This window comes from Stenotrophomonas sp. 22385 (assembly GCF_052045085.1).
In the GTDB taxonomy this organism is placed as follows: Bacteria; Pseudomonadota; Gammaproteobacteria; order Xanthomonadales; family Xanthomonadaceae; genus Stenotrophomonas.
Map to the genome: position 1 here is coordinate 162273 of NZ_JBQEOG010000001.1, position 12563 is coordinate 174835.

Consider the following 12563-nt stretch of genomic DNA (forward strand, 5'->3'; position numbering starts at 1 on the left):
GATCGGTACCTACCGTCCCGGCCGCCGATCGGTACCTACCGTCCCGGCCGCCGGTAGGTATCGACCGTTGGTCGATACGGCGCCCACAAAAAACCCCGGATCGCTCCGGGGCTTTTTTTTGCCCGTCAACCGTGGATCAACCGCCCGGCGCGAACGACAGCGTGCGGCGGGTGGTGACCGGGGCGCTGACCGGTTCGAATTTCCAGCGCTTGACCGCGTTGAGCGCTTCGCGGTCGAACACGCGGGCCGGGGTGGCGCGCAGCACCCGCGAGCTGGTGACCGAACCGTCCGTACCCACGGTGATTTCCACCAGCACCTCGCCCGAGGTACCGGCGCGCAGCGCGTCGGTCGGGTAGCGCGGGGCCGGGGTGCTGATCGGGCGCAGGGCGGCGGCAGCGGCCGGTGCGGCCGCAGGCTGCCGGGCAGCGGCGGCCTGGGCGGCCGCTGCGGCCTGCTGGCGCTGTTCGGCTTCGCGGCGGGCCGCAGCCTGGCGCTCGGTGTCCTGGCGCTCGCTTTCGCGGCGGGCCGCATCCTGCTGCGCGGCGATCTGCTTGGCCGCTTCGGCTTCGGAGGCCTGCTGCTGGCGTTGCTGGTCGGCCAGCAGCTTGACCTTGTTCTCAGCGTCCTTCTTGACCTTGTCGGTCTCTTCCTGGGTGCGCTTGAGCGCGGTCTGCATGCCGTTGGTGATGCCCGACTTCAGGCGCGGCAGCGCCGGTGCGGTGGCGTCCACCTTTTCGATCAGCGCCACCAGGCGCTGGCCTTCGGTGAAGTCCTCGCGGGTCAGGCTCTGCTCGGCGGCAATCAGCGTGTACGGCAGCAGGTCGGTCAGCGCGCTCTTGATCGAGGCGTCATCCGGGGTCTTCTCGCGCAGCGCCAGGTAGTACTCCATGGCGTTGTCGCCGGCCGGGGCGTACATGCGGTTTTCGCGCAGGGCCTTGCTGGCCAGGTCGCGCAGCTCTTCGGTCCCCATCGACTGGACCTTGGCCGAAACCGCCGGTGCCGGCGGCGCGGCGGCGGGCGCGGCGGCCGTGGCCGCCGGTGCGGGCGGCGTGGCCGGAGCCGTTTCGTCCTTGCCCGAGCAGGCGGCCAGGGCCACCACCAGGGTCAGCGGCACCAGCAGGCGCGCCTTGGCGTTCGTGTTGACGTGCGACATCCAACTCCCCTTTGAAGAACGACGATACGTAAGGCCTGATGCGGTCAGGCCGACCGAAGCCCCGGTACGTTTCCCAGCGTCCGGCGCGGTGCAGCAGGTGCCCAATCTAGCATCCCCGCGCCCTGCTTTGCAGGGCCGGGGCAGGCAGGGCAGGCGCTTAGTGCGCCAGCGACTTGCTCGGGGTGTGGGCCATCAGCTTGTCGGTGTAGGCAATGCCGATCGCCGACAGGATGAATGCGGCGTGGATGATGGTCTGCCACATCACGCCGCTGCCGGTCATGGTGGAACACTTGAACGAGGCTTCCACGGCCGGGCCGTACTTGGCCACGGCATCCAGCACCGCGGTGACGTACTCGGGGCTGTTGCACGCCGGCAGGCCGTCCAGGTTGCCGGCACCGATGAAGGTCTTGAGCAGGTGGATGGAGGAAATGCCGATGATGGACAGCGCGAGCTTCACCTTCAGCACGCTGGCGTTGACGTGGCTCAGCCACTCCGGCTGGTCGGGGTGGTTTTCCAGGCGCAGGCGCGAAACGAAGGTCTCGTAGCCACCCACGATCACCATCACCAGCAGGTTGGAGATCATCACCACGTCGATCAGGCCCAGCACCAGCAGCATGATTTCCTGCTCGCCCATGCTGTTGGCCTTGTGGACCAGGTGCCACAGCTCCTTGCCGAACAGGAACACGTAGACGCACTGCGCCAGGATCAGGCCCAGGTACAGCGGCAGCTGCAGCCAGCGCGAGGCGAAGATCAGGGACGACAGGGGGCTGATGGGCTTTTCGGTCGAGCTCATGCTGGAATGCTGCGTTGCGGGGGACGCCGCAGAGTAGCGGGCCTTCATGACCCTGCCAAGCCAACTGACGCACTAGACTCGGCATTCCTGAACCGCTGGGCCCCGTCATGATCGATCTGTATTACTGGCCAACCCCGAACGGCCACAAAGTCACCCTGCTGCTGGAAGAGCTGGGCCTGCCGTACGCCATCAAGCCGGTGAACATCGGCAGCGGTGACCAGTTCAAGCCCGAATTCCTCGCGATCTCCCCCAACAACAAGATGCCGGCGCTGGTGGACCACCAGCCCACCGACGGGGGCGCGCCGCAGAGCGTGTTCGAATCCGGGGCGATCCTGCTGTACCTGGCCGAGAAGACCGGGAAGTTCCTGCCGGCCGATACCCGCGGCCGGGTGGCGGTGCTGGAATGGCTGTTCTGGCAGATGGCCGGGCTGGGCCCGATGAGCGGCCAGATGGGCCATTTCAATGTATATGCACCCGAGCAGATTCCGTATGCCATCGAGCGTTACGGCAACGAAGTGCGCCGCCTGCATGGGGTGATGGACAAGCGCCTGGCCAGCAGCGCGTACCTGGGCGGCGACGACTACAGCATCGCCGACATGGCCAGCTACCCGTGGATCGGCGCGTACGACAAGCTGCCGGTCGACTTCGCCGCGTTCCCGAACCTGAAGCGCTGGCACGACGCCATTGCCGCGCGCCCGGCGACCCAGCGGGCCTATGCGCTCAAGCATCAGGTCAACCCGGATGCCGGCAAGCCGCTGAGCGACGAAGAGCGCAAGCACCTGTTCGGCCAGCGGTGATCGTCGGGGCGGGCACCTCCCTGGGCACCCGCCTCCCGGTTTTGGTTAGGATGGTCCGCTCCCAACCGCCCCGCCGGAACGGGAACGCCCAGCCGCCGCCGGAAGATTCCATGCGCCACTTTGTTGCCTCGCTCGCCCTCATGCTCGCCTCGACCACCGCCGTCCACGCCGAAAAGCTCACCCTGGATGCCATCACCGGGCCGCTTCCGCTGTCCGGTCCGACCCTGATGAAGCCCAAGGTGGCCCCGGATGGCTCGCGCGTGAGCTTCCTGCGCGGCAAGGAGGCCGACCGCAACCAGTTGGACCTGTGGGCGTACGACATCGCCAGCGGCCAGACCCGCCTGCTGGTGGATTCCAAGGTCGTGCTGCCCGGCGATGAAACCCTGAGCGATGCCGAAAAGGCCCGCCGTGAGCGCCAGCGCATTGCCGCCATGACCGGCATCGTCGATTACCAGTGGTCGCCGGACGCGCGCACGCTGCTGTTCCCGCTTGGGGGCGAACTCTACCTGTACGACCTGGACAAGCAGGGCAAGGCCGCCGTGCGCCAGCTCACCCACGGTGAGGGCTTCGCCACCGATGCCAAGCTGTCGCCGAAGGGCGGCTTCGTCAGTTTCGTGCGCGACCGCAACCTGTGGGTGATCGACCTGGCCAGCGGCCGCCAGCTGCAGCTCACCCGCGATGGCAGCGGGACCATCGGCAATGGCGTGGCCGAATTCGTCGCCGACGAGGAAATGGACCGCCACACCGGATACTGGTGGGCACCGGACGACTCGGCCATCGCGTTTGCGCGCATCGACGAATCGACGGTGCCGGTGCAGAAGCGCTACGAGATGTATGCCGATCGCACCGAGATGATTGAACAGCGCTATCCGGCCGCCGGCGACCACAACGTCACCGTCAAGCTGGGCGTGATCGCCCCGCGGGCCGATGCCGCGCCGCGCTGGGTCGACCTTGGCTCCAATCCCGACATCTACCTGGCCCGCGTCGATTGGCGCGACCCGCAGCACCTCACCTTCCAGCGCCAGTCGCGCGACCAGAAGACCCTGGAACTGATCCAGGCCGACCTGGAAAGCGGCAAGCAGCGCACCCTGGTCACCGAAACATCGCCAACGTGGGTGCCGCTGCACAACAGCCTGCATTTCCTCAAGCAGGGCGGCTTCCTGTGGTCGTCCGAACGCAGCGGGTTCCAGCACCTGTACCGCGTGTCCGATGACGGCAAGACGGTGACCGCGCTGACCAGCGGCAACTGGCCGGTGGACGAACTGCTGGCCGTGGACGAAGACGCCGGCAAGGTCTACTTCCGCGCCGGGGTGGATTCCCCGCGCGAAAGCCAGCTCTACGCCGTGCCGCTGCAGGGTGGGGCGCTGCAGCGCCTGTCCAGTGAACCGGGCATGCACAGCGCCAGCTTCGCGAAGAATGCCAGCGTGTACGTGGACAGCTGGTCCAACACCACGACCCCGCCGCAGATCGCCCTGCACCGCGCCAATGGTGAAAAGATCGCCACGCTGGTGGAAAACAACCTGGCCGATCCCAGCCATCCGTACGCACGCTACCTGGACGCGCAGCGCCCGGTCACCTTCGGCACGCTCACCGCCGCCGATGGCCGCACCCCGCTGCATTACAGCCTGATCACCCCGGCCGGTTTCGATCCGGCCAAGCGCTACCCGGTGGTGGTGTACGTGTATGGCGGCCCGGCCAGCCAGACCGTCACCGACAGCTGGCCCGGTCGTGGCGACCACCTGTTCAACCAGTACCTGGCCCAGCAGGGCTATGTGGTGTTTTCACTCGATAACCGCGGCACGCCGCGCCGCGGCCGCGATTTTGGCGGTGCGCTGTACGGCGTGCAGGGCACGGTGGAAGTGGCCGACCAGCTCAAGGGCGTGGCATGGCTCAAGCAGCAGCCGTGGGTCGACCCGGCGCGCATCGGTGTGCAGGGCTGGTCCAACGGCGGTTACATGACCCTGATGCTGCTGGCCAAGGCGTCGGACCAGTACGCCTGCGGCGTGGCCGGCGCGCCGGTCACCGACTGGGGCCTGTACGACACCCATTACACCGAGCGCTACATGGACCTGCCGGCACGCAACGCCAAGGGCTATGAAGAGGCGCGCGTGCTGGCGCATATCGACGGCCTGCGTTCGCGCCTGCTGCTGATCCACGGCATGGCCGACGACAACGTGCTGTTCACCAACTCCACCGCGCTGATGAGCGCGCTGCAGAAACGTGGCCAGCCGTTCGAACTGATGACCTACCCGGGTGCCAAGCATGGCCTGTCCGGCAGCAACGCATTGCACCGTTACCGCCTGGCCGAGGACTTCCTGGGTCGCTGCCTGAAGCCGTAACGGGTCGGCCGGGTCATGGCTGGGGGGGCGGCCATGACCTCCGGCCGATTGCCGCTGCCCCCCTGAGTGCGTAGGGTCGCAGGCAACCGCTCACTGGAGTCCTGCATGAAGCCGCTTGCCCTTGCCGTCGCGTTGGCCCTTTCCGTCCCCGCCGCGCTCAGTGCGCCGCCGGCCTTCGCTGCCGTTCCTGCCGCCACCAAGGCCCCGGCCAGTGTGGCCTGGGTGACCCGCAGCAACGAACTGGCGCAGATCCTGCTCGACGCGCAGGGCCCGTTCCAGCCGGAAGAGACCGGCTTCTTCGGTGTGCCGGGCTACGACGACAAGGTGGCCGATTTCGGTCCGGACAACGCCAAGCGGTACCGCGCCGCGATGGCCAAGGCGCGCGACCAGCTCAAGGCCAAGCTGGCCACCGAGCGCGACCCGAACGTGCGCCAGGACCTGGCGATCATGATCGCCGCCGCCGACGAGAACATCGAAGGCAGCGAACTCAATGAAAAGTACCTGCTGCCGTGGAGCGACACCCCGCAGACGGTGTTCAGCGGCATCAACCTGCTGCTGTCGGACCAGGTGCCGGCCGAGCGCCGCGCCAAGGCGCTGGACCGCCTGAAGGCCTACGCCGGCCTGGCCCCGGGCAGCACCGCCATCACCACACTGTCGCGCCAGCGCTATGAAGAGCGCCTGGCCGACAAGACCCTGCTGCAGCCGACGAAGATCGAGGTCGAGCAGTCGCTGGCCAACGTCGATACCTACATCACCGGCATTGAAAAGCTGTTCGACAAGTACAAGGTCGCCGGCGCCGACGAGGCGCTGAAGACCATCGCCACCCAGCTGCGCGAGTACCGCGACTGGACGAAGAGCGAAGTACTGCCCAAGGCACGTGCCGATGCGCGCCTGCCCGAGCCGCTCTACGCCTTCCAGCTCAAGCGCGTGGGCATCGACATCGACCCCAAGCTGCTGATGCAGCGGGCGCAGCTGGAGTTCATGGAAACCCGCTCGGCGATGCGCCAGCTGGCGCCGCTGGTGGTCAAGGCCAAGGGCCTGAAGGTGGCCGACCCGACCGACCCGGTGGCGGTAATCCGCGCGCTGAAGGGCGACAAGATCGCCGACGACCAGCTCGAGCACCACTACCGTGGCGTGATCGATGCGATCGACCCGATCATCCGCGCCCAGAAGATCGTGGACGTGCCGCAGCGCCCGATGCAGATGCGGCTGGGCTCGGCCGCCGAAAGCGCGGCCTCGCCGGCCCCGCACTTCCTGCCGGCGCCGTTGGTGGGCAACACCGGCCAGCAGGGCACCTTCGTGCTGCCGCTGGGCAACCCCGCCGCCGGCGACAAGGCCGCGCAGTACGACGACTTCAACTTCGGCTCGGCCGCGTGGACGCTGAGCGCGCACGAAGGCCGCCCGGGGCATGAGCTGCAGTTCACCGCGATGGTGGAGCGCGGCGTGTCGCTGGCGCGCACGATGTTCGCGTTCAATTCGGTCAACGTGGAAGGCTGGGCGCTGTATGCAGAAGCCGAAATGGTGCCGTACGAGCCCTTGGACGGGCAGCTGATCGCCCTGCAGTTCCGCCTGCTGCGTGCCGCGCGCGCGATGCTTGATCCGATGCTCAACCTGGGCCTGATCGATCGGGCCAAGGCCGAGCGCGTTCTGATCGACGAAGTGGGCCTGTCGCAGGCGATGGCCACCCAGGAACTGGACCGTTACATGGTGCGGTCGCCGGGCCAGGCGGGCAGCTACTTCTACGGCTACACCCGGATCCTGGAACTGCGCATGCAGACCGAGCTGGCCCTGGGCGACAAATTCGACCGGCTGGCGTTCAACAACTTCCTGCTCGATCAGGGCCTGCTGCCGCCGGACCAGCTGGCCAAGGCGGTCAATGAGGTGTTCATCCCGCGGTACAAGGCGAAGTAATCACCTCCGCATGGGCCACGACCAACGGTCGTGGCCTACCCACCTAGTTCGTATGCACGCCCCGGCGGAACATGGGCGCTTTGGTAGGTCACGACCGTTGGTCGTGACCCGCTTTCACCGCGCCGGTTTAATGGTCTGCACCGGCAACCGCTCCGCCGGCGGCGGATTCGGAACCCAGATGGCCACCCCGGCCGCGCGCTTCTGCGTGGTCGGAATGCCGATGCCCACGCCGCCGCCACTGTGCGAGCCGTAGCTGCCGCCGCCCACCGACAGGCCGCCCCCCGAGCTGCTGGACTCCACGCCCATCAGGATCACCCCGTTGGCGCCGAGCGCGGCCGCTTCCTTCTTCAGCCGCATCACCGCCGCATCGGTCTGGCCCTGCGTGCCGAAGCCTGCGGCGCTGGTCGATTCCAGCTGGGCGATTTCAATCGAACCCGGCGGTGGCGTGGAGTAGATCTGTACCAGTGCCGGGTCGGTAGGCGCACGGGTCTGGCCCAGCATCACCCTGGAGGTGCTGGCGCAGCCGGTCACGGCCAGCAGCACACCGAGCAGCGGAAGGAGTCGAATGTTCATGGGTTCACCCTTGTTCGGCCTGGTCGGCCTGCGCCTGGATCATCCGGGCCGGCCACTGAATCGGCGCCAACCCCGTTCTGGCGAACGTTAACACCGCCGGGGTGAGCTTGCCGCATCCCGTTCTTGCCGCCGCCGTCACGCGCCACTGGCGCGGCTGTCGCTACGCTGCGGCCAGCATTTTCAGCACGGGGAGCGGGTCATGGGACTGATCAGTTTGTTGTGGGGCGTAGTGGCCCTGTTGTGGATGGTCCTGGCCCTGATCCCGCTGCTGGGCTGGGGCAACTGGTTCCTGATCCCGTTTGCCGCGATCGGTGCGGTCATCGGCGCGCTGGGCATCCTGTTCACCCACCCGACCAAACGGGGCCGCGCGTGGACCGGCCTGCTGCTCAACGCGGTCGTGGTGGTGGTGGGCATCGTGCGCCTGTCCATTGGCGGCGGGATCATCTGACTGCGACGCTCGGTCGCACCGGCCGGGATGTCGCGGGCAAGGGCGTAGAATGACCGCCCCATGATCATTCGTCCCCGCCCCCACGGCTGGCAGCTGCTGTACATCCTGCGCGGCTCCATCGTGCCTGCCATTGCGCCCAAGGTGGCCGCCATCTTCGTGCTGGCCGTCGCGGTGGCCACCTTCGCCGAACTGGCCCACCCGCCGGGCATCGAGCGTGTCTCGGTCGCGCCGTTCACCCTGTTGGGCCTGGTGCTGTCCATCTTCCTGAGCTTCCGCAACAACGCCTGCTTCGACCGCTGGTGGGAAGGGCGCAAGCTGTGGGGCCAGCTCATCTACGAATCGCGCAGCCTGGCGCGTCTGTGCAGCACGCTGCTGTCCGCACAGCAGCCGCGCGCAGACCGCATCTGCCGCCTGGCCATTGCCTTCGCGCATGCACTGGCCGCCCGCCTGCGCGGACAGGACGCCGCGCTGGCGGGGCTGCCCTGGGTAACCGAGGCCGACCGCGGGCGTTACGCGCAACGCCAGAACGTGCCGGACCAGCTGCTGGCGATGATCGCGGTGGAAACCACCGACGCGCTGCGCGCCGGTGAGATCGACAGCATCCTGTATGCCCAGTTCGAAACCCGCCTGCATGCGCTGTCCAGCATCCAGGCCGGCTGCGAACGCATCCTGCTGACCCCGTTGCCGTTTGCCTACACCCTGCTGCTGCACCGCTGCGCGTGGATGTTCTGCGTGCTGCTGCCGTTCGGCCTGGCCAGTTCGCTGGGCTGGGCCACCCCGGTGGTCTCGGCGGTGCTGGCCTATGCCTTCTTCGGCCTGGACCAGCTGGGCGAGGAAATGGAAGAGCCGTTCGGGCTGGAACCCAACGACCTGCCGCTGGATGCGATGGTCCGCACCATCGAAATCGACCTGCTCGACAGCCTGGGCGTGCGCCCGCTGCCGGACCCCCTGCAACCGCAGCGTTACCTGCTGCAGTAACCCGACACTGCCCGGAGCATTCCATGGCCCACCCCGACTATCGCCCCCGCCGCATGCGCCACGACGAGTTCTCGCGCCGGCTGATGCGCGAGAACACGCTGACCACCGACGACCTGATCTACCCGGTGTTCGTCCACGAGCTGGCCGGGCGCGCCCCGGTGGCGTCGATGCCGGGCGTGGAGCGGCTGTCGATCGAGGAGCTGCTGAAAGTGGCCGAGGAAGCCCTGGAACTGGGCATTCCGGTGATCGACCTGTTCCCGGTGATCGACCCGGCCGGCAAGAGCCTGGATGCGGCCGCCGCGTGGGACGAGAACGGGCTGGCGCAGCGGGCGATCCGCGCGTTGAAGTCGCGCTTCCCGGAACTGGGCGTGATGACCGATGTGGCGCTGGACCCGTACACCACCCACGGCCAGGACGGGATCATCGATGACAAGGGCTACGTGCTCAACGACATCACCGTGCAGGCGCTGGTCCGGCAGTCGCTGTCGCACGCCGAAGCGGGCGTGGACATCGTCTCGCCGTCGGACATGATGGACGGCCGCATCGGCGCCATTCGCCGCGCGCTGGATGCCCACAGCCACGTCAACGTGCGCATCATGGCCTATTCGGCCAAGTACGCCTCGGCGTTCTACGGCCCGTTCCGCGACGCGGTGGGCAGCTCGGCCAGCCTGGGCAAGGCCGACAAGAAGACCTACCAGATGGACCCGGCCAACGGCGACGAGGCCATGCGCGAAATCGCGCTGGACCTCGAAGAGGGCGCGGACATGGTGATGGTCAAGCCGGGCATGCCCTACCTGGATCTGGTGCGCCGGGTGAAGCAGCAGTTCGGCGTGCCGACGTTCGCCTACCAGGTCAGTGGCGAGTACGCCATGATGAAAGCCGCGTTCGCCAATGGCTGGCTGGACGAACGCGCCTGTGTGTTGGAATCACTGATCGGCTTCAAGCGGGCCGGTGCCGATGGCGTGCTGACCTATTTCGCGCCGCAGGTGGCGCGTTGGCTGCGCGAACGCTGACAATACACATCGACACGCAGACAGGAGCAGGGTGATGCAGACGATGGGATGGGTGCAGTGGCTGACGTGGGGCACCGGCGTGCTGGTGTTCGCGGTGGTGATCGGCCTGGTCATCCGCGGCGTGCTGCGCGCCGCCCGCCGCGCGCCGGAGCAACCCTCGGCCGCCGCCCGCCTGGCGCGCGAAGCCAACCTGCCGGTAGCCGTGCAGGCGCAGCTGGCCGCGCTGAACCAGCGCAAGGACCACGGCGAGATCAGCGAAGCCGAGTACGAACAGCAGCGCGCCGCGCTGCTGCGCGCGTACTGAACATCGCGCAGCCACGCAGGGCGTGGCTCTACGCCGGCTTGTAACGGTAGAGCCACGCCCTGCGTGGCTGCACCCTCACCGACAGCCAGCGACGGCCGGCGTCCGCAACCGATACAGATCCAACCCGTCCGCCTTCGGCGACTTTGCCTGCCCAGCCACCACCATCTCGCTGGGCTTGGACGCATCCACCACCGGCGCGCCGGTCTGCCCGTCGGCGGTGTTGAACGACAACCCCAGCGGCTCTGCGGCCTTGCTGTAGTCGCAGCCCACCACCCACACCTGCGAATGGCCGCCCGCCACCCGGGTCAGCGCCAGCGCCCCGCCATTGCCCAGCCAGTCGCCGCCCAGCTCATCGGCCGCACTGTTGAGCGGCGCCGGCAGCGGTGTCGCGGTGTTGAACCCGCGTCCCTGCGCGGTCGCCACGTACAGATCGAACCCACCCTGGGTGCCTTTCCCATTACGGGCAAACAGCAGCACCTGCCCATCCGGCCGCACCGCCGGGCGGCGCTCATCGGCGGCCGTGTTGACCGTTACCGGCATCGTCAGCACGGTGCCGAAGCTGCCGTCCTCGCGGATCATCACCCCGTACAGGTCGAACCCACCGCTCCCGCTGCCGCCGTTGGAGGCGAAGTACAGCCAGGCCCCGTCGTGGCTGAAGAACGGGTCCACGTCATCCCCGGCGGTGTTGAACGCCAGCGGCGCCGGGTCCTGCCAGCGCCCGTCGCGCAGTGTGGCCTGCCACAGGTCCCAGCCGCCGGTCCCGCCGGGCCGATCGCTGGCCCAGATGATGCGCTTGCCATCCGGCGCGATGGTCGCCTGGGCCTCGTTGGCCTTGGTCGACACCACCCCCATGCCTTCGATGCCGAACTCGGAAAGCGCCATCGCGCCCGGTGCGGAGAGTAAACTCAGGCTCAGCGCGAGCAGAGACAAGGGAGTGCGCATAGTCGCTTCCATTGGGGTTTGCGTTTCAATCCAGGCCCGGAGTTTAAGACACCCATGACCGCCCGTTACGCTGTATTCGGCCAGCCCATCGCCCACTCGCAGTCGCCGCACATCCATGCCGCGTTCGCCCGCCAGGAAGGCATCGCGCTGGATTACCGCGCCATTGAAGCGGCACCGGCCGACTTTCCGGCCGAGCTCGAGAGGTTCGCGGAGGAAGGTGGCGTCGGCGCCAACGTCACCGCGCCGCTGAAGGAAATCGCCTTCGGGCTGTGCAAGACCTTTACTTCCCGCGCGATGCTGGCCAGATCGGTCAACACGCTGCTGCGCAAAGGTGATGGCTGGCACGGCGACACCACCGATGGCGTGGGCCTGGTGCGCGACCTCACCGACCGCCACAGCCTGGACCTGCGCGGCCGCCGCGTGCTGCTGCTGGGTGCCGGTGGCTCGGCGCGCAGCGTGGCGCCGGCGCTGCTGGACGCCGGCATCCGTGAACTGGTGGTGGTCAACCGTACCCCGCAACGCGCCGATGAGCTGAGCGATGCGATCGGCGAGCCCGGCCGCGTGCTGACGCAGTACTGGGAACGCATGGACGAACTCGGCGACTTCGAGCTGATAGTCAACGCCACTTCCGCGGGCCGTGACCGCAATGAAGAGTTCAAGCTGCCGCTGTCACTGGTCAACAGCATGACCACCGCCGTGGACCTGAACTATGGCGAGGCCTCCTTCGCGTTCCTGGCCTGGGCCCGCGCCGCGCAGTGCCGCAACATGGTCGACGGCCTTGGCATGCTGGTCGAGCAGGCTGCCACCAGCTTCCAGCAGTGGCACGAAGTGCGCCCGGAAACCGATCCGGTCTACGCCGAGCTGCGCGCGAAGAACGCGCTGGCGGGTGACGCGTGAACATGGACCTGCTGCTCAGCCTGCTGGGCATGGCCGCGCTGCGCCTGCCAGTGCTGATTGCGCTTGCGGTGTCGCTGGTGTGGGTGGTGGATGCCCCGCGCGGCACCATCCGCAGTGTGGCGCTGTGGTCGTTGGCCCTGCTGCTGCTGGCCAGCCTGGCCGGGTTGGCGCTCAACATCGTGCCGACCTGGCTGGTCCAGCGCGGCGAGTACGGCAACGTGCAGATGCTGTCGTGGCTGCTGCGCGGCGGCCACTTCCTCATCGGCCTGGTGGAGGCGCTGGGCACGGTGCTGCTGGTGTGGGCGATGACCCGCGCGCTGCGCAACCGCACCGCCCCGGCCGCCTGAGCGGGCGACCCCGGTCACGGAACTGAACCGGCGCGGAAAAATCCGCGCCGGCCGCGGGCCCCGGGCAT

The 12563-nt window shown here is 68.0% G+C and carries 13 protein-coding genes; 9 read left to right on the plus strand and 4 right to left on the minus strand.

Annotation, left to right across the window (positions count from 1 at the left end; all coding sequences use genetic code 11):
- Positions 1–136: 136 nt before the first annotated feature.
- Entirely contained in the window at positions 137–1153 is a 1017-nt protein-coding gene (locus ACTJI4_RS00645; protein ID WP_440868240.1) for an energy transducer TonB, read from the minus strand.
- Between the two features lie 157 nt (positions 1154–1310).
- On the minus strand, positions 1311–1946 hold the full coding sequence (locus ACTJI4_RS00650; protein ID WP_336442730.1) for a TIGR00645 family protein: 636 nt from the start codon (positions 1944–1946) through the stop codon (positions 1311–1313).
- Between the two features lie 107 nt (positions 1947–2053).
- Between ACTJI4_RS00650 and ACTJI4_RS00655 the strand changes: the two genes are divergently transcribed.
- From ACTJI4_RS00655 to ACTJI4_RS00665, 3 genes are all read left to right on the plus strand, one after another.
- Entirely contained in the window at positions 2054–2743 is a 690-nt protein-coding gene (locus tag ACTJI4_RS00655; RefSeq protein ID WP_392922407.1) for a glutathione S-transferase N-terminal domain-containing protein, read from the plus strand.
- Positions 2744–2853: 110 nt separating this feature from the next.
- Positions 2854–5082 carry a DPP IV N-terminal domain-containing protein gene (locus ACTJI4_RS00660; protein ID WP_440868241.1) on the plus strand — a complete coding sequence of 743 codons (2229 nt, stop codon included), beginning with the start codon at positions 2854–2856 and terminating at the stop codon, positions 5080–5082.
- Between the two features lie 105 nt (positions 5083–5187).
- Positions 5188–6993 (plus strand): DUF885 domain-containing protein, encoded by a 1806-nt coding sequence (locus ACTJI4_RS00665; RefSeq protein ID WP_440868242.1) that lies wholly within the window; start codon positions 5188–5190, stop codon positions 6991–6993.
- A gap of 114 nt (positions 6994–7107) precedes the next feature.
- On the opposite strand, the gene ACTJI4_RS00670 is transcribed toward ACTJI4_RS00665, so the two are convergent.
- Positions 7108–7566 (minus strand): hypothetical protein, encoded by a 459-nt coding sequence (locus ACTJI4_RS00670; RefSeq protein WP_392922415.1) that lies wholly within the window; start codon positions 7564–7566, stop codon positions 7108–7110.
- A gap of 199 nt (positions 7567–7765) precedes the next feature.
- On the opposite strand from ACTJI4_RS00670, the gene ACTJI4_RS00675 reads away from it, so the two are divergent.
- The 4 genes from ACTJI4_RS00675 to ACTJI4_RS00690 are packed head-to-tail and all read left to right on the plus strand — an operon-like array spanning position 7766 to position 10309.
- On the plus strand, positions 7766–8014 hold the full coding sequence (locus ACTJI4_RS00675; protein ID WP_440868243.1) for a hypothetical protein: 249 nt from the start codon (positions 7766–7768) through the stop codon (positions 8012–8014).
- 60 nt (positions 8015–8074) lie between these two features.
- Positions 8075–8992 carry a bestrophin family protein gene (locus tag ACTJI4_RS00680; protein WP_440868244.1) on the plus strand — a complete coding sequence of 306 codons (918 nt, stop codon included), beginning with the start codon at positions 8075–8077 and terminating at the stop codon, positions 8990–8992.
- A gap of 23 nt (positions 8993–9015) precedes the next feature.
- On the plus strand, positions 9016–10005 hold the full coding sequence (gene hemB, locus ACTJI4_RS00685) for a porphobilinogen synthase (RefSeq protein ID WP_392922423.1): 990 nt from the start codon (positions 9016–9018) through the stop codon (positions 10003–10005).
- A gap of 34 nt (positions 10006–10039) precedes the next feature.
- Complete coding sequence (locus ACTJI4_RS00690; RefSeq protein WP_440868245.1) at positions 10040–10309, plus strand: gas vesicle protein GvpG; 270 nt, start codon at positions 10040–10042, stop codon at positions 10307–10309.
- Between the two features lie 75 nt (positions 10310–10384).
- Here ACTJI4_RS00690 and ACTJI4_RS00695 read toward each other — a convergent pair whose 3' ends face one another.
- Positions 10385–11251: a TolB family protein gene (locus ACTJI4_RS00695; RefSeq protein WP_440868246.1), complete on the minus strand. Its 867-nt coding sequence runs from the start codon at positions 11249–11251 to the stop codon at positions 10385–10387.
- A 54-nt stretch (positions 11252–11305) separates the two neighbouring features.
- On the opposite strand from ACTJI4_RS00695, the gene aroE reads away from it, so the two are divergent.
- Together aroE and ACTJI4_RS00705 are read left to right on the plus strand one after the other, a co-directional pair.
- On the plus strand, positions 11306–12148 hold the full coding sequence (gene aroE, locus ACTJI4_RS00700) for a shikimate dehydrogenase (protein ID WP_392922432.1): 843 nt from the start codon (positions 11306–11308) through the stop codon (positions 12146–12148).
- Between the two features lie 2 nt (positions 12149–12150).
- Entirely contained in the window at positions 12151–12495 is a 345-nt protein-coding gene (locus ACTJI4_RS00705) for a hypothetical protein (RefSeq protein ID WP_392922906.1), read from the plus strand.
- Positions 12496–12563 lie beyond the last annotated feature (68 nt).

What these genes read in the sequence shown, in the direction of transcription:
- ACTJI4_RS00645 (WP_440868240.1), bottom strand. Translation starts at nt 1,153, where the DNA reads ATGTCGCACGTCAACACGAACGCCAAGGCGCGCCTGCTGGTGCCGCTG.
- ACTJI4_RS00650 (WP_336442730.1), bottom strand. Translation starts at nt 1,946, where the DNA reads ATGAGCTCGACCGAAAAGCCCATCAGCCCCCTGTCGTCCCTGATCTTC.
- ACTJI4_RS00655 (WP_392922407.1), top strand. Translation starts at nt 2,054, where the DNA reads ATGATCGATCTGTATTACTGGCCAACCCCGAACGGCCACAAAGTCACC.
- ACTJI4_RS00660 (WP_440868241.1), top strand. Translation starts at nt 2,854, where the DNA reads ATGCGCCACTTTGTTGCCTCGCTCGCCCTCATGCTCGCCTCGACCACC.
- ACTJI4_RS00665 (WP_440868242.1), top strand. Translation starts at nt 5,188, where the DNA reads ATGAAGCCGCTTGCCCTTGCCGTCGCGTTGGCCCTTTCCGTCCCCGCC.
- ACTJI4_RS00670 (WP_392922415.1), bottom strand. Translation starts at nt 7,566, where the DNA reads ATGAACATTCGACTCCTTCCGCTGCTCGGTGTGCTGCTGGCCGTGACC.
- ACTJI4_RS00675 (WP_440868243.1), top strand. Translation starts at nt 7,766, where the DNA reads ATGGGACTGATCAGTTTGTTGTGGGGCGTAGTGGCCCTGTTGTGGATG.
- ACTJI4_RS00680 (WP_440868244.1), top strand. Translation starts at nt 8,075, where the DNA reads ATGATCATTCGTCCCCGCCCCCACGGCTGGCAGCTGCTGTACATCCTG.
- hemB (WP_392922423.1), top strand. Translation starts at nt 9,016, where the DNA reads ATGGCCCACCCCGACTATCGCCCCCGCCGCATGCGCCACGACGAGTTC.
- ACTJI4_RS00690 (WP_440868245.1), top strand. Translation starts at nt 10,040, where the DNA reads ATGCAGACGATGGGATGGGTGCAGTGGCTGACGTGGGGCACCGGCGTG.
- ACTJI4_RS00695 (WP_440868246.1), bottom strand. Translation starts at nt 11,251, where the DNA reads ATGCGCACTCCCTTGTCTCTGCTCGCGCTGAGCCTGAGTTTACTCTCC.
- aroE (WP_392922432.1), top strand. Translation starts at nt 11,306, where the DNA reads ATGACCGCCCGTTACGCTGTATTCGGCCAGCCCATCGCCCACTCGCAG.
- ACTJI4_RS00705 (WP_392922906.1), top strand. Translation starts at nt 12,151, where the DNA reads ATGGACCTGCTGCTCAGCCTGCTGGGCATGGCCGCGCTGCGCCTGCCA.